This window comes from Pseudomonas sp. AK181 (genome assembly GCF_051122975.1).
Taxonomy (GTDB): domain Bacteria; phylum Pseudomonadota; class Gammaproteobacteria; order Pseudomonadales; family Pseudomonadaceae; genus Aquipseudomonas; species Aquipseudomonas lactis.
This window is the reverse complement of sequence record NZ_CP146348.1, coordinates 3,606,804-3,628,674: the sequence shown is the minus strand read 5'-3', so window position 1 is coordinate 3,628,674 and position 21,871 is coordinate 3,606,804. Positions and strand designations below refer to the sequence as shown.

The 21,871-nt window shown below is 60.6% G+C and carries 23 protein-coding genes and 2 pseudogenes; 15 read left to right on the top strand and 10 right to left on the bottom strand.

Translation table 11 applies throughout. The features are described 5' to 3' along the window. Positions 1-33: 33 nt before the first annotated feature. On the top strand, positions 34-1,278 hold the full coding sequence (locus V8689_RS16420) for a zinc-dependent alcohol dehydrogenase (RefSeq protein ID WP_032896734.1): 1,245 nt from the start codon (positions 34-36) through the stop codon (positions 1,276-1,278). A 455-nt stretch (positions 1,279-1,733) separates the two neighbouring features. On the opposite strand, the gene V8689_RS16415 is transcribed toward V8689_RS16420, so the two are convergent. Further along, positions 1,734-2,165, bottom strand: coding sequence for a hypothetical protein (locus V8689_RS16415; protein ID WP_434520573.1), 432 nt, complete (start codon positions 2,163-2,165; stop codon positions 1,734-1,736). Between the two features lie 94 nt (positions 2,166-2,259). Then, positions 2,260-3,048 (bottom strand): AraC family transcriptional regulator, encoded by a 789-nt coding sequence (locus V8689_RS16410; protein WP_032896737.1) that lies wholly within the window; start codon positions 3,046-3,048, stop codon positions 2,260-2,262. Positions 3,049-3,133: 85 nt separating this feature from the next. Between V8689_RS16410 and V8689_RS16405 the strand changes: the two genes are divergently transcribed. The 5 genes from V8689_RS16405 to V8689_RS16385 all read left to right on the top strand — a co-directional run bounded on the left by V8689_RS16405 (position 3,134) and on the right by V8689_RS16385 (position 9,508). Then, complete coding sequence (locus V8689_RS16405; RefSeq protein ID WP_056783768.1) at positions 3,134-4,132, top strand: bile acid:sodium symporter family protein; 999 nt, start codon at positions 3,134-3,136, stop codon at positions 4,130-4,132. A gap of 87 nt (positions 4,133-4,219) precedes the next feature. Further along, a complete protein-coding gene (locus tag V8689_RS16400; protein ID WP_056783770.1) occupies positions 4,220-4,582 on the top strand; it encodes a type 1 fimbrial protein in 363 nt (120 codons plus the stop codon). A gap of 112 nt (positions 4,583-4,694) precedes the next feature. After that, a complete protein-coding gene (locus V8689_RS16395) occupies positions 4,695-5,885 on the top strand; it encodes a sugar transporter (protein WP_056783773.1) in 1,191 nt (396 codons plus the stop codon). Positions 5,886-6,592: 707 nt separating this feature from the next. Then, positions 6,593-8,146 (top strand): DUF726 domain-containing protein, encoded by a 1,554-nt coding sequence (locus V8689_RS16390; protein WP_056783776.1) that lies wholly within the window; start codon positions 6,593-6,595, stop codon positions 8,144-8,146. 42 nt (positions 8,147-8,188) lie between these two features. Beyond that, complete coding sequence (locus V8689_RS16385) at positions 8,189-9,508, top strand: Nramp family divalent metal transporter (protein WP_056783778.1); 1,320 nt, start codon at positions 8,189-8,191, stop codon at positions 9,506-9,508. A gap of 27 nt (positions 9,509-9,535) precedes the next feature. On the opposite strand, the gene V8689_RS16380 is transcribed toward V8689_RS16385, so the two are convergent. From V8689_RS16380 to V8689_RS16370, 3 genes are all read right to left on the bottom strand, one after another. Beyond that, positions 9,536-9,913 (bottom strand): type II toxin-antitoxin system VapC family toxin, encoded by a 378-nt coding sequence (locus V8689_RS16380; RefSeq protein ID WP_056783781.1) that lies wholly within the window; start codon positions 9,911-9,913, stop codon positions 9,536-9,538. Beyond that, the gene (locus V8689_RS16375; protein WP_223816927.1) at positions 9,910-10,269 is read right to left on the bottom strand and encodes a type II toxin-antitoxin system Phd/YefM family antitoxin; all 360 of its coding nucleotides are present in this window, start codon (positions 10,267-10,269) and stop codon (positions 9,910-9,912) included. The genes V8689_RS16380 and V8689_RS16375 overlap by 4 nt, the downstream gene beginning before the upstream one ends. 140 nt (positions 10,270-10,409) lie before the next feature. Then, positions 10,410-11,342: a LysR family transcriptional regulator gene (locus V8689_RS16370; RefSeq protein ID WP_056783907.1), complete on the bottom strand. Its 933-nt coding sequence runs from the start codon at positions 11,340-11,342 to the stop codon at positions 10,410-10,412. A 118-nt stretch (positions 11,343-11,460) separates the two neighbouring features. Between V8689_RS16370 and V8689_RS16365 the strand changes: the two genes are divergently transcribed. The 6 genes from V8689_RS16365 to V8689_RS16340 all read left to right on the top strand — a co-directional run bounded on the left by V8689_RS16365 (position 11,461) and on the right by V8689_RS16340 (position 14,791). Beyond that, the gene (locus V8689_RS16365) at positions 11,461-11,949 is read left to right on the top strand and encodes a DMT family transporter (protein ID WP_056783784.1); all 489 of its coding nucleotides are present in this window, start codon (positions 11,461-11,463) and stop codon (positions 11,947-11,949) included. A gap of 4 nt (positions 11,950-11,953) precedes the next feature. Then, positions 11,954-12,409 carry a DMT family transporter gene (locus tag V8689_RS16360; RefSeq protein ID WP_044274535.1) on the top strand — a complete coding sequence of 152 codons (456 nt, stop codon included), beginning with the start codon at positions 11,954-11,956 and terminating at the stop codon, positions 12,407-12,409. Positions 12,410-12,497: 88 nt separating this feature from the next. After that, complete coding sequence (locus V8689_RS16355) at positions 12,498-12,668, top strand: metallothionein (protein WP_081089507.1); 171 nt, start codon at positions 12,498-12,500, stop codon at positions 12,666-12,668. A 115-nt stretch (positions 12,669-12,783) separates the two neighbouring features. Then, entirely contained in the window at positions 12,784-13,560 is a 777-nt protein-coding gene (locus tag V8689_RS16350) for an AraC family transcriptional regulator (protein WP_056783786.1), read from the top strand. Positions 13,561-13,629: 69 nt separating this feature from the next. Next, the gene (locus V8689_RS16345; RefSeq protein WP_014718843.1) at positions 13,630-13,803 is read left to right on the top strand and encodes a DUF1427 family protein; all 174 of its coding nucleotides are present in this window, start codon (positions 13,630-13,632) and stop codon (positions 13,801-13,803) included. 28 nt (positions 13,804-13,831) lie between these two features. Continuing rightward, positions 13,832-14,791, top strand: a complete 960-nt coding sequence (locus tag V8689_RS16340; RefSeq protein ID WP_056783789.1) for a quinone oxidoreductase family protein — start codon at positions 13,832-13,834, stop codon at positions 14,789-14,791. Between the two features lie 114 nt (positions 14,792-14,905). On the opposite strand, the gene V8689_RS16335 is transcribed toward V8689_RS16340, so the two are convergent. The 3 genes from V8689_RS16335 to V8689_RS16325 all read right to left on the bottom strand — a co-directional run bounded on the left by V8689_RS16335 (position 14,906) and on the right by V8689_RS16325 (position 18,007). Continuing rightward, positions 14,906-15,937, bottom strand: coding sequence for a purine-nucleoside phosphorylase (locus V8689_RS16335; RefSeq protein WP_056783792.1), 1,032 nt, complete (start codon positions 15,935-15,937; stop codon positions 14,906-14,908). Positions 15,938-15,951: 14 nt separating this feature from the next. Then, complete coding sequence (locus V8689_RS16330) at positions 15,952-16,902, bottom strand: nucleoside-specific channel-forming protein Tsx (RefSeq protein ID WP_056783795.1); 951 nt, start codon at positions 16,900-16,902, stop codon at positions 15,952-15,954. A gap of 178 nt (positions 16,903-17,080) precedes the next feature. Then, entirely contained in the window at positions 17,081-18,007 is a 927-nt protein-coding gene (locus tag V8689_RS16325) for an AraC family transcriptional regulator (protein WP_056783799.1), read from the bottom strand. A gap of 255 nt (positions 18,008-18,262) precedes the next feature. Here V8689_RS16325 and V8689_RS16320 point away from each other — a divergent pair, with 255 nt between their 5' ends. Next, positions 18,263-19,036 carry an L-iditol 2-dehydrogenase gene (locus tag V8689_RS16320; RefSeq protein WP_056783801.1) on the top strand — a complete coding sequence of 258 codons (774 nt, stop codon included), beginning with the start codon at positions 18,263-18,265 and terminating at the stop codon, positions 19,034-19,036. 803 nt (positions 19,037-19,839) lie between these two features. Next, a pseudogene (locus V8689_RS16315) lies at positions 19,840-19,977 on the top strand (ABC transporter substrate-binding protein); the annotation flags it as partial. 85 nt (positions 19,978-20,062) lie between these two features. Here V8689_RS16315 and V8689_RS16310 read toward each other — a convergent pair. Together V8689_RS16310 and V8689_RS16305 are read right to left on the bottom strand one after the other, a co-directional pair. After that, positions 20,063-20,710, bottom strand: coding sequence for an isochorismatase family protein (locus V8689_RS16310; RefSeq protein WP_056783803.1), 648 nt, complete (start codon positions 20,708-20,710; stop codon positions 20,063-20,065). Between the two features lie 304 nt (positions 20,711-21,014). Beyond that, on the bottom strand, positions 21,015-21,203 hold the full coding sequence (locus V8689_RS16305) for a hypothetical protein (RefSeq protein WP_150073571.1): 189 nt from the start codon (positions 21,201-21,203) through the stop codon (positions 21,015-21,017). Between the two features lie 304 nt (positions 21,204-21,507). On the opposite strand from V8689_RS16305, the pseudogene V8689_RS16300 reads away from it, so the two are divergent. Further along, positions 21,508-21,659: pseudogene (locus V8689_RS16300) on the top strand (IS4-like element ISAzvi7 family transposase); the annotation flags it as partial. Positions 21,660-21,871: the final 212 nt, after the last annotated feature.

The window sequence follows — 21,871 nt, the reverse complement described above, 5'->3', positions numbered from 1 at the left end:
ATTAGTAACCCCTCAACGGCAGGAGCGCAGAGCATGCGAGCGATGACTTACCAGGGCGCACACAAGGTGCAGGTGGATACCGTGCCCGATCCGATCATTGAACAACCCGACGACATCATTCTGCGGGTCACCGCCACCGCGATCTGTGGCTCGGACCTGCACCTGTATCGCGGCAAGATCCCGACCGTGGAGCACGGCGATATCTTCGGCCATGAGTTCATGGGCATCGTCGAAGAAACCGGTCCGGCCGTCACCGCCGTGCAAGCTGGCGACCGTGTGGTGATTCCGTTTGTGATTGCCTGTGGCGATTGCTTTTTCTGCCAGCTGCAGCAATTCGCCGCCTGCGAAACCACCAACGATGGGCGCGGTGCGATCCTGAATAAAAAAGCCATCCCACCGGGCGCCGCGCTGTTCGGCTACAGCCGTCTGTATGGCGGCATTCCCGGCGGCCAGGCGGAGTGGGTGCGGGTGCCCAAGGCCAATACCGGGCCGTTCAAGGTGCCCGGCACCTTGGCGGATGAGAAGGTGCTGTTCCTCTCCGATATCCTGCCCACCGCTTGGCAGGCAGTGACCAATGCCGGCATCGGCAAAGGCTCCAGCGTGGCCATCTATGGCGCCGGGCCCGTAGGCCTGCTCAGTGCGGCCTGCGCGCAGATGCTGGGCGCCGAACAGATCTTCATGGTCGACGACCATCCGTATCGTTTGGCCTACGCGCAGAAAATGTACGGCGTGATCCCGATCAATTTCGAAGAAGACGAGGACCCGGCTGACACCATCATCCGCCAGACCGCAGGCATGCGCGGCGTCGATGGCGTGGTGGACGCGGTAGGTTTCGAGGCCAAGGGCAGCACCACGGAAACCCTGCTCACGGCCCTCAAGATCGAGGGCAGCAGCGGCAAGGCCCTGCGCCAGTGCATCGCCGCTGTACGCCGCGGTGGCGTGGTGAGCGTTGCCGGGGTGTATGCCGGGTTTATCCATGGCTTTATGTTTGGCGATGCCTTCGACAAGGGCCTGACTTTCAAGATGGGCCAGACCCATGTGCAGCGGTTCTTACCGGAGCTCTTGGAGCATATCGAGCTGGGGCATCTGCACCCGGAGGCGATCATCACTCACAGGCTGCCTCTGGAGCAGGCGGCGCGGGGGTATGAGTTGTTTGATAAAGCCGAAGAGGAATGCCGCAAGGTGATCCTCCTGCCAGGTGGGAGCGACCGGCCGCTGACCGAACCGCTGGACGAACTGACCCCTGAGTTGCGCGTACAAGGTGTTCCCGGGTTCTAGGCCAATGGGGGAGCTGCTGTAGGCGCAGACGGTAACAACGATGCGAAGCGAGCCGCTCTTGATCTGCTTTTGATCTTAGGCGCCCCGTTAAACCACGCTGGCCGGAATTCGACAGGGATTTGGGGGGTAAACCGGCAGGGATGCCGGTTTAGCCGCCCCGCGCCATGGATGGCGCGTGGCGGCGGCCCCCCAAATCACTGGCGGATTACGGGCACACCGAGCCTAAGCGAGGTGCCGAGTGGTGGGGCAAGAGCGTTTTGCTTACTTTTGCGCTTTTTCAAAAGTGAGCCGCCGTCAGGGCGGAACCCTAAGTGGCCGGTACCTAAATAATGGATATGTACTCGGTCAAATCCAATATCCCGGTCGGCTGGCAGGCCGCCTTCGCAGGCAAGCCAGCTCCCACATTGGATCTTCTTTGCCTAGAAAGATGTGTTCCCCCCCAACATTAGCCTGTGTCAGGCCATGGCTTGCGGCTGGATGCGCAGTTCGCCGTCCACATCCTTGACCAGCCCACTGGCGACAAACAGCGGCGCCAGGCGTTTGTGCAGCTGCGGCTCGACGTATTCCTTCACCGTATCCAACGCCAACACACCACTGAGCGGCAGCTCGGCCTTGGTGTACGACAACCAGGCCTTTTTCAACGCCATCAACACATCACTGCCCGCCGTCGAAGCGAAGCGGCGGTGCACGGGCTTACCCTCGAAGGTGAAGGTGTGTTGGAACTCGTAGCCGCTTTCATCGCCACCGCTGGCCGTGCAGCGCACGCAGGTGCAAGGGCCGTCGCCGAAGGCACTGCGCAGGTAGGCGTTGAAGTCCACCACGGGCTTGAGTGACAGGCGCTTATCAAGCTCGAACAGGTCCCCGGTCATTTTTTCGTCAGTGTTCAACGTCCATTTCCTCGCAGTCGGTTGCTGTGTTTCAAAGCGCGGCACAATACCAGCCGAGCGTGGGTTTGGGGATTATTTGCATCGTGGGCAAGGGTCAGCGGAAGAATTCACCGGGGGTGGAATCAAACTGCTGACGAAATGCATTGATAAAGGCTGAGGTCGACTCATAGCCACACCCCAATGCCACATCCGTCACCCGCTCGCCTTGTTCCAGGGCGGGCAGGGCGCTTAACAGGCGCAGGCGCTGGCGCCACGCGCGGAATGTCAGCCCGGTGTCACTCAGGAACACCCGGCTGAGAGTCTTTTCGCTGACCCCCAGTTTGCGGCTCCACTCGCCCAACGTAGTCTGTTGCTCGGGGTGCAGGTTCAGGCTGCGGTAGATCTGCCGCAACCGCGGGTCGTGAGGCAGCGGCAACATCAAATCCACCTGGGGCGCGGCGGCGAGTTGGTCGAGCAGCACCTGGGCCAGGCGTCCGTCCGGTCCGTCCTCGGTATATTCCACCGGCAGTTGGCTGAAGTTGCGGATCAACTCGCGCAACAAACTGCTCACCTCCAGCACTTGGCAACGTTCGGCGGCCCAGGCGGTGACGCTGCAATCAAGATACAAGCTGCGCATTTCCGTATGGGGCGAACTGAACACCCGATGGGGCATGCCGGCCGGGATCCACACCGCGCGCTGGGGTGGTGCGACGAAACGTCCGACGCTGGTCTGGATCTCCAATACCCCGGAAATCGCGTAGGACAACTGCACCCACGGATGACTGTGCCGTCGCGTCAGCGCCCGATTGGGCAAGGATTCAGTGCGCCCGTACACCGGCCTAGGCAGGCTGGAAAGCCCAGGAACACTGCGGCGAACGGCTTTTTCATGTCCTTTAGGCGGCATTTACTGGCTCATTGGCGTTAGTCGGTAACAGGTGGTTACGTTAGAGTCGTCGCGACGCTCTTGGCAACCCCTGGAAGAATTGCTTATGACCCGGCCCCGGTTTCTGCCCGACAACTTCACCCTCACCCTGATCGCCACCGTGATCCTCGCCTCACTGCTGCCCGCCAGCGGCCAGACCGCCGTGGCGTTCGGCTGGGTCACCAACCTGGCCATTGCGCTGCTGTTTTTCCTGCATGGCGCCAAGCTGTCGCGCAAGGCCATCGTCGCCGGTGCCGGCCACTGGCGCCTGCATCTGCTGGTGTTCAGCCTGACCTTCGTGCTGTTCCCGCTGCTGGGCCTGGCGCTCAAGCCGCTGCTGTCGCCGTTGATCGGCAACGAGCTGTACATGGGCATGCTCTACCTCTGCGCCTTGCCGGCCACCGTGCAATCGGCGATTGCCTTTACGTCCCTGGCCCGCGGCAATATCCCGGCGGCCATCTGCAGCGCGGCGGCGTCCAGTCTGTTCGGCATCTTCCTGACACCGCTGCTGGTAGCGCTGCTGCTCAACGTGCACGGGGATGGCGGCTCCACAATCGACGCGATTGTCAAAATCAGCGTGCAGTTGCTGCTGCCGTTCATTGCCGGGCAGATCGCCAGCCGCTGGATCGGTGGCTGGGTCGGACGTAACAAAGCCTGGCTCAAATTCGTCGATCAAGGTTCGATTCTGCTGGTGGTCTACGGGGCTTTCAGCGAGGCGGTCAACGAAGGTATCTGGCACCAGATCCCGCTGTGGCAATTGGGCGGGTTGGTGGTGGCCTGCTGCGTGTTGCTGGCCCTGGTGCTGGTGGCATCCACGCTGCTGGGCAAGGCGTTTGGCTTTAACCAGGAGGACCGCATCACCATCTTGTTCTGTGGTTCGAAGAAAAGCCTGGCAACCGGCGTGCCGATGGCACAGGTGCTGTTTGCCGGGGCAAGCATGGGCGTGTTGATTTTGCCGTTGATGCTGTTTCACCAGATCCAGTTGATGGTCTGCGCGGCGCTGGCCCAACGCTATGCCCAGCGGCCGGAGAGCATTCCTGAGTTGATGGGGCAGGTGGATCCGTGACGCACCTCTCATTCGTGGGTAAATGAGCTCAAGTTAACCGGCGTGCCGACGACTTACTTCTTAACTAACCCAAGAAGGAGTGTCGGCATGAACGTTCATCGTGTAGCGGTAATGACTGGCCTCCTGGGCCTGTGGGCAAGTACCTGCGGCGCCGCACAGACCGTGGGGCAGGGCACCATCAGGTTCAGCGGCGCGATTGTCGAGTCGGGGTGTGCGACAAATGCGCGCAACGGTTCGGTGATGGAACTGCGCAGCTGTGCCCAATCCAGTCGTGGCAGCCGCATCGAGGTGCGCAGTGTCGCGCCGGTAGCCAGTGTCGACGCACCCCATGTGCGGCTGGTGGCGGACAGCGGCGAGGGGCGCTATTACGATCAGCGTTACGTGTTGGTAGACCGCGCCGGCAAGCTGATTCAGTCAGGCAACTACATCATTACCATGACTTCGCCGTAGGTCGTCGGGCGACGATCCGCAGCAACAGCGGTGCGAGAAACCTATAGAATGCTCGGCGGCGGCGCTTGTCCTGGGTGGCCGCTTGATCATCGTCAGAGTACCGCGCCCGTCAATGAGCCTTTCAGCCGCAACCCCCCAAGCCAACTGGCAACCGGTCATCGCCCTCGCGCTGGCCGCGTTTGTGTTCAATACCACCGAATTCGTCCCCGTCGGGCTGCTCAGCGCCATCGGCGCCAGCTTTGACATGCCCGTGGCCAGCGTCGGCCTGATGCTCACCATTTATGCGTGGATCGTGTCGCTGACCTCGCTGCCGGTGATGCTGCTGACCCGCAACGTCGAACGGCGCAAATTGTTGATCGTGCTGTTCGGTCTGTTTATCGCCAGCCATATCCTCTCCAGCGTCGCCACCAGCTTCGGCTTGCTGATGGTCAGTCGGGTCGGCATCGCCCTGGCCCATGCGTTGTTCTGGTCGATCACGGCTTCCCTGGCCGTACGTCTGGCGCCGGAAGGCAAGCAAGTGCAGGCCCTTGGCTTGTTGGCCACCGGCACGTCCCTGGCGATGGTGCTGGGCATTCCCTTGGGCCGCCTGTTGGGCGAGGCCATGGGCTGGCGCACTACCTTTTTGGTGATCGCCGCGTTCGCCGCCGCGCTGGTGTTCTGGCTGGCGCGCACCTTGCCGTTGCTGCCCAGCCAGAACTCCGGCTCCCTGCGCAGCCTGCCGCTGTTGTTCAAGCGTCCGGCGCTGGTGGCGCTGTACGTGCTGACGGCGATGACCGTCACCGCCCAATTCACCGCCTACAGCTACATCGAACCCTTCGTCGAAGGCGTCGCCGGCCTGGGTGGCAGTGCCGTGACCCTGATCCTGTTGGTGTTCGGTGGTGCGGGCATCATCGGCTCGTTGTTGTTCAGCCTGGTGCATCGCTTCAACCCCCACCTGTTCGTGATCGGCGCGGTGTCTATCCTCGCCGCGTGCCTGGCGCTGATGCTGCCGTTGAGTGGCGCCGAGTCTTACTTGGTGGGGCTGAGCATTTTCTGGGGCATGGCGATCATGGGCTTTGGCCTGGCCATGCAGTCCAAGGTGCTGGTGCTGGCACCGGACGCCACCGATGTGGCCATGGCGATGTTTTCCGGGATCTACAACATCGGCATCGGCGGTGGTGCATTGATGGGCAGTTGGGTGGGCAGCCACTTCGGTTTTGCCTGGATCGGCGCGGCGGGCGGTTTGCTGGCGGCGTTGGCGTTGGTGGGGTATTGCCTGGCGATTCGGCGGTTTGGGCAGGGTGGTGCCCCGACGCCAAGCTGATCGTCCCGTATCCACCGGATAACTGCAGACTCAATGTGGGAGCTGGCTTGCCTGCGATGGCGGCCTGACAGTCAATACAGTTGGACCGTGTACATATCCATTCCTGCGGTAACGGCCACCTAGGGTTCCGCTCTGACAGCGGCTCACTTTTGAAAAGCCGGAATGCCGGCCCAGGCAAAAGTAAGCAAAGCGCTCTTGCCCCACCACTCGGCACCTCGCCTAGGCTCGGTGTGCCCGTAATCCGCCAGTGATTTGGGGGGCCGCCGCCACGCGCCATCCATGGCGCGGGGCGGCTAAACCGGCATCCCTGCCGGTTTACCCCCCAAATCCCTGTCGAATTCCGGCCAGCGTGGTTTGACGGGGCGCTTAAGATCAAGATCAAGAGCGACTCGCTTCGCATCGTGGTTACCGTCTGCTGCTACAGCCCACAAAGTTGTGTAGATACCTATGCTGCGAAGGCGGCCCGATAAACGACACATTCCCACCTGACGCTCCGCGATCAAACTGTGGGAGCGGGCTTGCTCGCGAAAGCGGTGTGTCAGTCACTGCATCTGTTGCTGCATTACCGCTTTCGCAGGCAAGCCAGCTCCCACATTTGATCTTCATTGCCTTGAGCATTGTGTTCGCTTAACTGACGGGCATAGTTCACCGCGCTGATCGTCTCTGTTTGTTACTATTGCCATCCCGTCACCCGGAGTCGCCGCCGTATGCAACACCAGTGGGATGAAATGCACCGCACCCGCAAGCCCACGTTCGTCCTGTGTGGCGAGCCCCAGGGGGATGTGCTCAATCTCTATGTTCACGGTTACTCGGCATTCTTTAACCGCCAGCAACTGGGCAATTTCAAGCAGCAGTTGGCGGCTATCGAAGGCTCGACCAACCTGATGCTGTTCTGGCCGGCGGGGCATTTTCTGGAAAACCTGTTTGCACCGTTCAAGGACGTGCTCGCCTCGTTGCTCGGCGGTGGCGGCCTGGGCGCGGCGACGGTGGGCGTGGGCAAGGCCATTGCCTATTTCCTTGACCATTACAAAAGCGTCGAGGCGCGGGTGGATGAAGTGGCCAAGACTTTGTTGCCAGAATTGGCCGGTTACCTGCACAACCAGTCGCTGCCGGTGCGGCGCATCAACCTGATCGGCCATTCCCTGGGCGCGCGCATTCTGGTCAAGAGCCTGCTGGCCAGCCCCGAGATCGCTCGCGAACTGCCGTTGAATAACCTGTTGTTGATGGGCGGGGCGATCTGTACCTCGAGCCCCTGGGACGAGGTGTCGGCGCCGCTCAAGGGGCGGTTGATCAACTGCCATTCGAGCAAGGACTGGGCGCTGGCCATGAAGCCCGATACCGAGCGTTGCATCGGCCGCTATGCGATTGAAGTGACGCCCGCGCTCAAGGCCAAGGTCACCAATGTGCACCTGGCCAGCTTCGATCATGCCGCCTATTGGCCGCAGTTGAAGACGGTGGTGCAGTACACCGATTTGCTGCAGGAGCGGCGCGGCATGATCCGTGTGGACTCGCGCAGCAGTGACGTGCGGTTTGCCGAAGCGGACGTGGACCTGTACCCGGCATTGGTACAAGCGCGGCCGGAGGAACTGAAGTTTCTTGCCGAACTGATGGCGCAAAAGCGCAGTGCTGCGATTGATGCCAGTGTGCGCGAACCGTTGAAACTGGCCATTGAGTTGCAGCGCATGGGCGGCGACAGCTTTATGAACCTGGCTCGTGGCCATGGCGTGGGCTATCGCCAGATTGCCGAAGATGTGGCGCAACGCCTTGGCATCAAGTTCGACCAACCACTTGAGCATGTGGCGCTGGCAGAAATCGAAGGGCAGGTCGCAGAAACACTGATCGAGCAGTACAAGGACAAACTCAGCCGCGCTGATCGTCAGGCGTTCGAGGCCGAGCTCCAGGCCGCTGCGCAAAAAGAGCAGGGGTTGTTCAACCGCTTGGATTTAGGCCGTTCGGCTACCGCAGCCTTGAGCGGCACGGCGTTGGCCGGGCTGACCGGGTTTATCCTGCGGCGCGGTGCGGCGACGGCGATCCCGGTGGTGGGCCAGGCGCTGGCTGCGGCGATGTTGCTGGTCAGCGGTGTTCGGGCGTTTTCCGGCCCGGCGTATTCGATCACCACCTTGGCGGTACTGGTGGTCGGCGTGATCCGCCAACGCATGGAGCGCGAGGCGCTTAACCAGGAACTGGACTTGGTGGTGCAAGTGGTGGAAGCGTTTGACCTGCCGCGGGACACGGTGATGCGCACGGTCGCGTCCGACTGATAAGCTGCTGCCCAAGTCTTGTGTATTTGCCTGGAATACCGCGTGAAATTCAGCCTGCCCAAAATCGCTACCGCCCCGTTCTGCCCGCCGGAAGTGGCCGGCTCTGTCGCTGTTGATCCCAAGGCCTCGTTTTTTAAACGGGTGTTGATGTTTGCTGGCCCCGGCCTGTTGATCTCCATCGGCTACATGGACCCCGGCAACTGGGCAACGGCCATTGAAGCCGGTTCACGCTACGGCTACAGCCTGCTGTTTGTGGTGCTGCTGGCCAGCCTGGCGGGGATGGCGGTGCAGTGCCTGTGTTCGCGGCTGGGCATCGCCACCGGCAAGGACCTGGCGCAATTGTGCCGTGAGCGCTACAGCCAGCGCTCTGCTCGTACCCAGTGGGTGTTGGCGGAAATCTCCATCATCGCCACCGACCTTGCCGAAGTGCTCGGCTGCGCCCTGGCGTTTCACCTGTTGCTGGGGGTGTCGCTGACCACCGGCATTGTCATCACGGCATTCGACACACTGTTGATCCTGGCCCTGCAAAATCGTGGTTTTCGCCGCCTCGAAGCGATCATGCTGGCGCTGGTCGCCACCATCGGCGTGTGCTTTTTCATCGAACTGGTGCTGATCAAACCCTACTGGCCCGACGTGCTCAGCGGGTTTACCCCGTCACTGTCGGCCATCAGCGATGCGGCGCCGTTGTACCTGGCGATCGGCATCCTCGGCGCTACGGTCATGCCCCATAACCTCTACCTGCACACCTCTATCGTGCAGACCCGCCTGATCGGCAAGGACCTGGCGAGCAAGCAGGACGCGGTCAAGCTGGCGCGTATCGACACCATCGGCTCCCTGGCCTTGGCGCTGTTGGTCAACGCCGCGATCCTGGTGCTGGCCGCAGCGGCCTTCTACAAGACCGGCCATACCGATGTGGTGGAGATCCAGGACGCCTATCATCTGCTCGACCCCCTGGTCGGCGGTGCTTTCGCCAGCATCCTGTTCGGTATCGCCCTGCTGGCATCGGGCCAGAGCTCGACCTTCACCGGCACCATTGCCGGGCAAGTGATCATGGAGGGTTACCTCAACCTGCGCATACCCTGCTGGCAGCGGCGCCTGATTACCCGTGGGCTGGCGCTGATCCCGGCGTTTCTTGGCGTATGGCTGATGGGCGACGATGCCATCGGTAAGCTGCTGATTCTCAGCCAAGTGGTATTGAGCCTGCAGTTGCCCTTTGCGCTGTACCCGCTGATCCGCATGACCGGCGACAAGCAATTGATGGGGCCGTTCGTCAACCGGCTACCCACACGGATGCTGGCGTGGTTTCTGTTCGCGGTGATCAGTGGGGCGAATGCATGGTTGATTGGGCAGTGGTTGTTCTGACACTGAGGTGCATTGCCAAGGCAGTGCCTACACCAAGATGGCCAAGGATGTGTATTGGGCAACTTCTGGGTCAGCAGTCAATAGCTTCATCGGCTCAGTCATGGCTGTTGCAATGATCAGCCGATCGAAGGGATCCTTGTGATGATGTTCAAGATCCCTGACGGCAATGGCATGCTCCAGGCTGATGGGTAATTCGACGAAGCCACTTTCCAGGCAGTAGTCGCGAATTTTATCTAAGTCCACAGCAAGCTTTCCCAAGCTAACCTTGATTGCCATCTCCCAGAATGTCGCCGCACTGACGTAAATTTCGGCGGCGTTTTCTATCAGCTTGCGGGCTTTACCGGACAGTTTGGAGTCATCGTTGAGTGCCCATAGCAGGATATGGGTATCCAACAGTAGCCTCATGAATGACTGCCCTCAAAGGCATCCAAAAGATCGCTGGGGAGTGGGGCGTCGAAGTCTTCAGGAATGGTCAACTCGCCCTTCATTGCGCCAATTCGCCGGCCCTTGGACTTACCAAGCGGGACGAGCTGCGCCATTGCGCGACCATGTTTGGCGATAGTGATGATTTTGCCAGCGGCGGCTTCATCGACCAGTTTGGACAGGTTGTTTTTTGCCTCACCGAGGGCAACGGTAATCATGAGGTCTTCTCCGTGTTTTGGCCAAATATAGCCAAAACTACGACCGCTATCAAAGATGGCACGACCACTGGCGGCGGCCGCTCGTTCAGCGCGGGATGGTGTGTGGTACGTAGTGACCATGACGTCTCTCCAAATAAATTTGGCCAAAGTCTGCCCCAGCGCACCGTCCCCAGAAATACTGGCCCCCAAAATCAGAACTGACCTACGTTTTCTACTAGGAATATTCCTTCACTGGCGCCGTTCAGCAGCGCCAACATCCGTCACCGATCCCAATACGGCACCGTCCCAAAACACTCCACGAAATAGTCGATCACCGTGCGCACCTTCAGCGAGAGCCTGCGGCTGCCCGGCCACAACGCGGCGATCTGTTGGGGCTCCAGGGTAGTCGCAACGTCGTATTCGCCGAGCACCGCCTGCAAGGTGCCGGCGCGCAGGCTTTCGCCAATCAGCCAGGACGGAAATACCACCAGGCCCAGTCCTTGTTCGGCGGCGTGGGTGAGGGTGTCGGCGTGGTTGCCGGTGATGGGGCCGCTGACGCTGTAGGCTGTCCAGTCGCCTTGGCCGCGGCGGAAGAACCAGCGCTCCTGGCCGGTGATGCCTTTGTAGGCCAGGCAGTGGTGGTGGGCCAGTTCGTCGGGGTGGCGCGGCGTGCCGTGCTGGGCCAGGTAGGCAGGGCTGGCCGCGATGCGAAAGCGTTGCGGCGCGAAGATGCGCGCCTGCATGCCTGAGTCATTGAGCACGCCAATACGAAACAGCAGGTCGGTGCCATCTTGCAGCGGGTCGACGAAGGTGTCGGTCTGCTGGATATCCAGCTGCAACTTCGGGTAGCGCCGGCACAGCGCTCCCAGCCAGGGTGAAAGGTGGCGCTGGCCAAACACCATGGGCGCGTTGATGCGCACCAGGCCGCTGGGTTCGCTGTCTTGCTCTTGCAGGGCTTGGTTCGCCGTCTCCAACTGCTCCAGTAGCAAGCGTGCGTGGCGGCCCAGCAGGCGGCCGGCTTCGGTGGGGCTGACGGCGCGCGTATGGCGGTAGAGCAATTGTTGGCCGACGGCCTGTTCCATCAGTTGAATCTGCCGCGAGATGGAGGAGGGTGCCAGGCTTTCGCGGCGGGCTACTTCGGAAAAGCTGCCCTGGTCCAGCACGGCCACAAACAGGCGTAGCGCCTTGAAACTCAGTTCATTCAAGCCCTGCATCATTTCTCCAGGCTGTGCGTTTTGCGCAAAGGTGTTGTCCGCATAGTCCCATTTATCGCACAGCACGGCCACCGGATAATGCGCGCCATGGTTTTCTTTCTTGATACGCGGGTGATGTATGCAGGCACGTTCTACCGAGGCGCTGGCGCAGGCCAGGCCGAGCAATAACCTTTTACGGCTGCTGCTGTTGCCGTTGGTGATTCTGGCGGGCATGGGCCTGTCGGTGGAGGCCGGGTTGCTCGGGCCATTGGGCGCGCAGGTCGGGCATTTGTGGGCGACGTTGAGCATCTTTGGCGTTGGCACGGCGATTCTTTTTTTACTGCTGTTGTTCAGCGGCCCGCAAAAGGGCCCGGCATTCACGCAATTGCCGCGCTGGCAGTTGATCGGCGGGTTTCTGGGGCCGATGTACGTGGTGGTGCTAACCCTGGCCACACCGCACATCGGCATCGCGATGACCATGATCGCGATTCTCTCGGGCCAGGTGGGCAAGAGTGTATTGATCGACCACTTCGGCTGGTTCGGCACGGCGCGCAAACGCGTCAATGGTGAGCGCTGGATCGCGTTGGCGTTGATTGTGGCGGCATTGATTCTGATTGCACGGGGTTAAGGCGATGAATCTGTTTATGTTGTTGGTGCTGGTGATTGCAGCGGGGGCGGTGCTAAGTGTGCAGGCCGCTATCAATGGGCGTCTGGGCCAGACTGTAGGAGTATTGCGCAGCAGTCTGTTGACCTTTGCGGTGGGCGCGCTGACCACGGCGCTGTTGATATTTTTCTTCGAGCCGGCCCAGGCCGTCAGCCTGCTGGAGGTGCCCAAGTGGCAATTGACGGGTGCGCTGTTTGGCGTGGTGTACATGATGGTGATGGTGGGCGCGGTGCCTGTGGTCGGCACGGCCGTCGCCACGGTGGCGGTGATCGTCGGGCAACTGGGCATGGGCATGTTGATTGACAACTTCGGCTGGCTGGGCAACCCGGCGATCGAGCTGTCGGGCAGCCGTATCCTCGCCATGCTGTTGCTCGCCCTGGCGTTGGTGTTCATGTACCGCAGCAATAGCCGCCGGGCCGACTGACGGCGCTGAACCATGCTTGCTTGCTCAGGGTCACTGCTTAAGGTGCGGCGCTCGCCGCACCGGACGACCATGAAAAAGGAGTCTGACCATGCCAGATCAAACCTGTGCTTGCCCTCACTGCAAATGTGTATTGGGCGTTGACGCAATCATGAAAGACGGCAAGGGCTATTGCTGCCAGGGCTGTGCCGAGCACCATGCGCACGGCGAGCCCTGCGCCGCCGCGACGGGTTGCGAATGCGCCAAGTCCGCTCACGGTTGACAGGATTGACCTGCAGGCCCGGGCACCCGGCGCCTGCAGGCTGAGTAGAAACAGTTCGCTTGCCGGCAACCAGTCTTTACCATGGTGGCCCATCCCTGATTGATGTGTACCCGCCATGGCCCTGGCCGCGCCCCCCGACCTCAGTGATCACGCCGTTCCCGTACAACCGTTGGCGCGTACCTACCCGCGTGGGTTGTACGTAGAGCCGCACAGCCACGATTGGGGCCAGTTGCTCTACGCCATGAGCGGTGTGATGTGGGTCGAGACGCCCCGTGAAGCCCTGGTGGTGCCGCCCCAGCGCGCGGTCTGGTTGCCGCCGGGAGTGGAACACGGCATCCGTGTGGTCTCCGATTTGCAGATGCGCAATATCTACCTGCGCCCGGCGCTGGCGGCGACGCTGGACAGCCAGGTGCAGGTGATCGAAGTGGGCCGCTTGTTGCGGGAGTTGATCGTAACCTTGGTGGAGCAGGGCGATCACGGCGATGCGGCCTACTACGAGGCTGTCGTAGGCCTGGCCCTGTTGGAGTTGCAACGCGCACGTCGCTCGCCAATTCGCATCGCCATGCCGGTGGCGGCGGATCGTCGGCTGATCAATGCGTGCCAGGCGGTCATGGCATCGCCCTCCCTGGACATCCCGTTCGAACAGCACGCCGAGGCGGCGGGCGCCAGCGTGCGTACCCTGGCGCGATTGTTCCAGCAGCACCTGGGCATGGGGTTTGCCCAATGGCGCCGTCAGGTGCAGTTGGCCACGGCAGCGGCGGAGCTCATCCAGGGCCAGTCGGTGAGCGGCATAGCGCGCACCCTGGGCTACTCGCCCAGCAGCTTCAGCGACATGTTCCGACGCGAACTGGGCGTGTCGCCGTCGCAGTACCGGAGTTGGCCGAAATCCTGAAGCACTTGGCCGATACCCACGGTAGGTGCGCCCTAGACTGAGCCCATCAATCAACCGGGCGCAGTCTTCATGAGCTATTTGATTTCCTTGGCCATTGGCCTGTTTGTCGGCGTGATCTACGGCGCGCTGGATTTCCGCTCACCGGCGCCGCCCGCTATCGCACTGGTCGGCCTGATGGGCATGCTGCTTGGCGAAAAGCTCTGGCCCATGGCGCGGCAGCTGGTCAGTGGTTGGTTGTCCTGATCCCTTTTCCCTTCGACGGATGCCCTCGATGAACGCACTGCAATTTACCGCCACCGGCGACCTTGCCAACCTGAGCCTGGTGGAGGTTCCCGTGCCGGTGCCGTCTGCCGGTGAAGTGCTGGTGCAGATTAAAGCTGCGGGCCTGAACCCCAGCGACGTGAAAAACGTGCTCGGCCGCTTCCCCTACACCACGCTGCCACGCATCCCAGGGCGTGATTTTGCCGGCGTGGTGGTGGAGGGCCCGCAAGCATTGCTCGGCCAGGCAGTCTGGGGCACCGGTCGCGACCTGGGTTTTTTCGCTGACGGTTCCCATGCCCAATACCTGCGCGTATCCGCCAAGGGCGTGGCGCACAAACCCACGCATTTGAGCTTTGCCCAGGCGGCCAGCCTCGGCGTGCCCTATACCACCGCCTGGGATGCCCTGGAACGCAGTGGCGTTGGCCAGGGCACGCGCTTGCTGGTGATTGGCGCCAACGGCGCGGTCGGCAGTGCGGCGCTGGCGTTGGCGAAGATACGCGGTGCGCAGGTGCTGGCGGCTGTGCGCAAGGCCGATCAGCTCGAGTTGTTGCAGGCTCAAGGGTTGGACGCGATTGCCTTGGGCAAGCCAGAGGCTCTGGGCGCGCAAGTGCAGGCCGTGTTCAAGGGCGGCGCCGACGTGATCTTTGACACCACCGGTTTCTGGCTGCCTGCCGCGGTGGCAGGGCTGGCACCGTTCGGCCGCATCGCCATCATCGCCGCCCCGGTTGACGGCCACGTGCAGTTACCGGCCCTGGCGCTGTACCGCAAGGGTGGTTCGGTGGTGGGGGTTAACTCGTTGCTCTATAGCTGCGAACAATGCGCGGTGATGTTGGAGGCGTTTGGGCGCTTCTTTGATGAAGGCCTGTTGCCGCTGCCTACGGGGTTGCGTGAAATGGCGTTGGGGGACGGGGTTCAGTGCTATGCCGAAGTGAACAGCGGCAGCCCGGACAAAATCATTTTCCTACCCTGATCGTTCCCACGCTCCGCGTGGGAATGCATCCAGCGGCGCTCTGCGCCAAACGCTCAAAGCGGACGCAGAGCGTCAAAAGCGGCATTCCCACGCAGAGCGTGGGAACGATCATCTTCACTCGACCTCAGGAACGCCTTTTTCCCACGCCGACCAGTTCTGCACAATCGCCTGGACCAACGGGTTGCCCGTGCGGTACAGGTTTTCCAGCGCCGGTACAAAACCACCCTGGTCCGCATACTTGAGCAGGTTGTCTACCTCGCTGTAGCCCGGATAAGGCCGGTCAAAATCGGAGCCTGCGCGCACCACGGCCAGGCGCTGGATATCCACCAAGCCTTCGCGGCTGGCGCGCAGCAGCGCTTCGTAGGTGGAGTTGTCCTCTTGTTGGGTGGTGCAGTATTCGCCTTTGTTGTCGGTGAGCAACTTGGTCCAGACCTCGGCACGTTCGCTCAACCGCGTGCCGGAAAACCAGGTGTTGCCCGCCAGGGTGTCGCAGCGCGTGACTTGCGGCGGTTGGTTGGCCGGGGCGGCGGGGTAGTGTTTGCGCCAGGCGGCGGACTCTGTACTTTCTGTCAGTTCCACCTTGTGCGACAAGGCAAACGCCTTGGCTTGCAGCTTGGGGTTGAGCTCAAACACTTCGGTCTTGTAGTCCAACGGGGGTTTTTCGTTGGGGCCCTTGGTGTTGATCCCGATATAGCCCGTCGGCCAGCCCTTGGGGGCATCCCGTGAATCCAGCTCCCACTGCGTGCCGAACTCCACCAGGTAATGAGCCCATGCGGCGGTGCCGATGGTGCCGTGCTTGGGGTTGATGCCGGCGATCCCCGCGATCAGGAAGTAACTCTGGCGCAGGTCGAACTTGGGCGACAGTGCCAGGGCCAGCGTGGACGCGGCCGCGTTGGTCTGGCCCATGCCGGTTACCAGCAGGCACACGTCTTGGGTGTTGCAGCGAATCACTGGGTATTCGGCGGACAAGCCCGGTACGCGTACTTCTTGTTTGAGGGCCAGGCGGTCGATCCAGGTTTGCGCCTCGGGGGCGAACATGGTGATCAGCATCACCTTGGGTTTGATCGGCGCCGGGTTATCCGCCAGCACCACGTGGGGCAATAGGGCCAGGCCTGCGGCCAGCGAGATACGGGTCAATGCGTTCATCTACAGCTCCTTGATCAGAATTGGTAGCCCACGCCGGCGTAGTAACCCCAGCCGTCTGAGCGTGCGCGGAAGTTGCCTTCGCCGAAATTCAACTCGCTGCCGTCCTCCCAATTGCCGCCGTTGTGAAAGTAACGGCCGACCAGGGTAAAACGCAGGTGGGTAAACGAGTACAGCAACACGTTGGTGGCCACCAGGGAGTTGGCGGTGCGCGCCGGGTTGTCCTTGTGCAGGTCCGAGCCGAAATCGTAGTTGGTAAAACCGATGTAGGTCAGCGAGGCGCCGTTGTCGAACTTGCCGATAGGCACGATGTACTTCATCTGCGCCCGGTAGCCGTCCCAGGAATACTCATTGCTGGCGCCATAGTTTTCCCACTGGTAGCGCCCGTAGAAGTTGGCCGACAGGTTGACCCGCGAGTGGGTGTCGATATCGGTGCCCAGGCCGCTGTACAGGGTGTTGGCGCGGTTTTCCTTGCGGCTGCCGTGGTCGTAGATCCAGTCGAAGGCCACATACCATTCCTTGAACGGGCCGATCGCCAGGCTGCGTCCTGCGAGGTAGTCGATGGAGATGCGCGGTTCGTGCTCCATGAACACCGGCGAGCCATGGTCCCACACGCCTTTGTCATTGCTGTTACCGATGGTGAGGATCTTCGGCACATCGATATAGCCGTACAACTCAAAGGGGCCCTTGCGCCCGAAGTACTCGTATTCCAGGTAGACATCATCCTGGGGCTTGGGGCCGAAACTGATGTCTTTGCTGCCAATCAGCGTGAGGTCCTGGTTAAACCACTCGGACAGATACACGCCTTTTTTCGCCGGAGGGGTGGCTTCAGGGCTGAGGGTTTCGCCCTGTGCTGAGTCATCCACGGGCTTTTGCTGCGCCAAAATGGGTGCACTGAGTACTCCCGTAACGGCGGCCAGTAGCAAAGAAGCGCCAAGACCAGCACGAGGCTTTGAGGTGGGGTGCATTGAAAGTCCTTATTCTTACGCGGTTTAAACCCGATTTGACGGGGAGGAGTGAACTTGGCGGTCAAGTTCGTTCCGCAAACGTTTGCACAGGCTGTACCAACTTGGGTCAATGGCTTGAACTGTTTAGAAAAAAGACGAATTTGCCGACGCTTTGGTCAGGAAAACAGTGGGACTCCTATCATCCCGGAGGGGCGATGGAGTGGAATATCGGCAGTGCGGCCTGCCGCCGGTACTCACTCGGCGTCTGGTGCATTTCGATACGAAAGTGGCGGTTGAAATTCGACAGGTTGGCGTAGCCCACCTCAAAGCAGATGTCCGCCACTGACATCTGGCTGTGCAACAGCAAGCGGCAGGCACGCTGCACGCGGAACTTGCGCATCAGGTCGATAAAGCCGTGACCGGTGTTGCGTTTGAAAAACCGCGAAAAGCCCGGTTCGCTCATGTCCAGTTGCCGGGCAATGTCCGACAGGCGTACATCGCCGGTCAGCTCTCGCATCAGGTAGTCAAATGCCTTGTTGATGCGCTGGGCACTGCGCGCGTCCAGGGTTGGTGCGTAGCAAGGGCTGGCCAGGGTTTTGGCCTGTGCGGGCGGTGCGTTCTTCAGGGTATCGAGCAGTTGCAGGAACAGGGTCAGGCGTTGCAAGCCCTGGGCGCTGCCGATGGCCTCCATCAGCCGTGCCGCGCCCGTTGCGGTCTCGCCGGTGAATTCGATGCCCCGGCGCGCCCGTTCAAACAGTGGCTGTAAATCACCGAGCTCAGGCAGGGTGGTGCGCAGGGCGAGGAGGGCGGCGCCGTCGAATTGCAGCACTACATCGCGCCCGTGCAGGTGTTCGCCGGGGGGCAGGTCGCCGATCCAGTCGTGCGGCAGGCCAGGGCCGATCAGCGCGACATGCCCGGCGCCGAACTCACCGATATAGTCACCCGCCACCAGCCTGCCGCTGCCTTGGCGGATCAGGTGGATTTCGAATTCAGGGTGATGGTTCCAGCGCGCCAATTCATAGGGGTAGTCATGTTCGAACCAGCGAAAGCCGTGTTCCGGTTCGGGCAGGATCACCTCAAGCTCCGCAGGGCGGTGCTCGAACAGAGTGGCGGGGCTGATGGGCATGGTGCTGCCTCTTGTGATGGTGCAATTTCCCCAAAATACCCTCACCGGCAATCGGTGCGCTAGCCCCGGTTTCGCCTGAGGCTGATACTTTTTTGATCCTATGCCTACGGTTAAAAAAGTATCAGCCGAGCCTTCGCCAGTCGTTTGTGAGATGGCAGGCCAAGCTGCTGTAATCGAAGCTCAACAACAAAGGTCGGCAAGCTGTTCTCGGCGGCGCTCACCGGCTACCGGCAATAACCCTTACAGGACCCTCCCATGAAACGACTCGAAGGCAAAAGCGCGCTGATCACCGGATCGGCGCGGGGCATTGGTCGTGCGTTCGCCCAGGCATACATCGCAGAAGGCGCCACCGTAGCCATCGCCGACATCAACCTGCAAAGGGCCCAAGCCACCGCCGCTGAGCTGGGCCCCCAGGCTTACGCCGTGGCGATGGACGTTACCGACCAAGCCTCCATCGACGCGGCCATCGCCACAGTGGTGAGTCATGCCGGCAAGCTCGATATCCTGATCAACAACGCCGCCCTGTTCGACCTGGCCCCCATTGTCGACATCACCCGCGACAGCTTTGAGCGGCTGTTCTCGATCAACGTCGCCGGCACCCTGTTCACCCTGCAGGCCGCAGCCCGACAGATGATCAGCCAGGGGCATGGCGGCAAGATAATCAACATGGCCAGCCAGGCCGGGAGACGGGGCGAGCCGTTGGTGGCGGTGTACTGCGCGACCAAGGCAGCGGTGATCAGCCTGACGCAATCGGCGGGTTTGAACCTGATCAAGCAAGGCATCAACGTCAACGCCATCGCCCCTGGTGTGGTGGACGGCGAGCATTGGGATGGGGTGGATGCGCTGTTCGCCAGGCATGAAGGGCTGGCGCCTGGCGAGAAGAAAAAGCGCGTAGGCGATGAGGTGCCGTTTGGGCGGATGGGCACGGCGCAAGACCTGACCGGCATGGCGATCTTCCTGGCGTCGAAGGACGCCGACTATGTGGTGGCCCAGACCTATAACGTCGATGGCGGCAATTGGATGAACTAGCGGTTGACGCTGATCCAACTGTGGGAGATGGCTTGAACTGCGATAGCGTTGGTGGATTTACTCCAGTCATCGCAGCATAGGTATCTACACAACTTTGTGGGTTGTAACAGCAGGCGGTAACTACGATGCGAAGCGAGTAGCTCTTGATCTGCTTTTGATCTTAGCCGCCCCGCGCCATGGATGGCGCGGGGCGGCGGCCCCCCAAATCACTGGCGGATTACGGGCACACCGAGCCAAAGCGAGGTGCCGAGTGGTGGGGCAAGAGCGTTTTGCTTACTTTTGCCTGGGCCGGCATTCCGGCTTTTCAAAAGTGAGCCGCCAGGGCGGAACCCTAAGTGGTCGTTACCTAAATAACGGATATGTACGCGGTCAAATCCAACATCCCGGCCGGCTGTCAGGCCGTCTTTGCAGGCAAGCCAGCTCCCACATTTGGATCGCGGTGCGTCAGTTAGAACAGCGTCGGCTATCCGGTCGTCACGGGAGCAAGCTCCCTCGCCACAGGTCCAGTGTCGCACCAAAGTTGTGTAGATACCTATGGTCATCGCAGGCTTGACATGCTGATCCGCCTAACACACATAATTTCTATTCGGGCACTTGGCTCATTTTCAGCCAATGTGAGCCGATGGCTTTGCCTGGTTGCAGTTAATGGGAGCCAGACATTTCGCTGAGTGCGAGCCCACGTGTTTTCAAACGCAAGCCATTACAGTTACGCTTTAATTTTCAAAGTCAGTTTGGGGGACTCTCCCTGTTCATTTTTAATTATGTAATGCAGCGTTATTCTCTTACCAATCCAGTCGACAGTAGGTGACCAGAGCCCGACCACGCCCACTACCGACGAGACCCTTGTGCAGGTGAAAGCCATGCAGGGTTACTTGCAGACAGCGATTTCGATTGATTGGGACCAGGTCAACCAGGCGCGACCGGAGTGGAATGCGCGGTGAGGTCGGTCGATTGAGCGTTGAGGCTTGAGCCCAGCGCAATCGTGACGCGGAGCGTCACAGGGCGCACTTTCCATGGCGTGTCTCCTTAACGCGCGGCCAACACGGCCAGCTCTTCGCGGGTGCTGCTAATGCCAGCACCCGCCTTAAGCAACTCATTCACCGTCTGTACACCGCCGTCCTCGCTGATGCTGCGGCACGCCGGCAGGTGCAGGACCACTTGCAATCCGGCTTTGAGCAACTGCAACGCAGTGGTCTTGACGCAGTAGTCCAAAGCCAGGCCGCCGACGATCACACGCACCACCCCTCGGGCCTTGAGGTACTCGATGACGCCGGTGGACAGTTTGTCGTGCAGGTCGTGGTAACAGGCGCCATAGGGGTGCAGGTCGGGCTCGACACCTTTCCAGATGAAGTAGTCGTAGTCATAGGGCGTGGGCAACTCATCGAGCAAGGTGAACCCCTCGGTACCCGGCACGCAGTGGCTGACCCAGGTTACATCGGCATGGGCCAGGCCGGTGGGTTGCAACATCTCGCTGTGCTGCGCAACCACCCAGGGTGCGTGGGGGGTGTGGGCGTCCTTGCTGCCGATGCGGTGGCCGGCGAGGCTGGCCATGTAGTTGAGTTCGGCGCCAATGTGGTCGCCACCGGCTACCGGTAATTCATTGGGGCATAAAGGTGTGAAGCTCTTCTGGGCGTCGACGTCGAATGAAGCGATGGCGGCTTTCGAAAGGCTCATGGTCATCTCCGGTGGTCTGCACATACGACCGCCTCCGGGCGAGCGTAGAAAAGGTGAAGTGTGGGGTAGTTTACTGCGTGGATCGACGCGTTCACCCTATTCTCAAAACGCTGAAGTTCGAAGGTGGGTGGCAAGCTTAAGCCCTCGTACAAAATGGCCTCTCTAAAAGAACCTAGGTACTGAAAATGCCTGAAATTTTTCTTCGGGCATTTAATGTGATCCAGAAACGAGCGATGTAGTCGGGTCAAGCGGCCGATGTTGTCGAGCCGCTAGACTTATTAGCTGAGGTCGGAAGGCGTGTTAACTAGCCGTATCTTCCCGAGCCTTTTTTAAGGCGCTCATCAATTATAACTTTTACTTGATCTGCGGTTGCGTTAAGGAGAGTAATAGCGTTCCCGTTAGTGTCAAAGCCCTGAAATGAATTCGTTTGATAGGCAGGATCATGTTGGCGAATGATAAAGCCTCTATATGCAGTATCTACTGGATAACTCATGATAAATTCCCTCTCGATTTGTGAGTAATGTTTTTATCTTGCAGCTTTAAGTTACAAGCTAATGTCGAACTACGTCTACTGTCAGAGTTGACAGGTATTTGGGGTTGTATGCCCAAGTCCCAGATTTTTCCGGCAGCGCTCCAAACTCAGTAATCGCGGGGCTGCCGGAAAAAAGTGATTTGCGACCCCGCTTGCCAAACGCGAAAACGGCACCTTTTCAGGGGTGAAGCCGTCGTCAAGGAACATTACATGCGTCTGCGGGTTGGCCTTGTTGGTCTGGACTTTGGCGAGGATGGCCGATCGCCCAAGTAGCAGCATTCCTGCGGCTTGTCGGAGGCTGGCCGAGACGATGGCCGCTTGTCGGTTTCTTGATGATGAAAAGTCATGTTCCAAAAAGTGCTTCAGCCCGATCAGGACGCGACTCTTGAGAGAATGTAAAGCAGTCCCGTCGTGCTGTAGATTCAAGACGCAACCGAGATGGATAAATGGGTAAATCTTGGGCCCAAAGGGATGGGGCCGAGCCGTTTGCCGATGGTGGTGGAGTTGCTCAGGCACGAATCAGCAGCCATCGCCCTGCGTTACGCAGGTCCTCGCAGGCGTTTGGGGGTAGGGATTCGACAACCACTAATGTTCACGGAAAAATCTCTGTGTTGCAGCCAGCCTTGCAA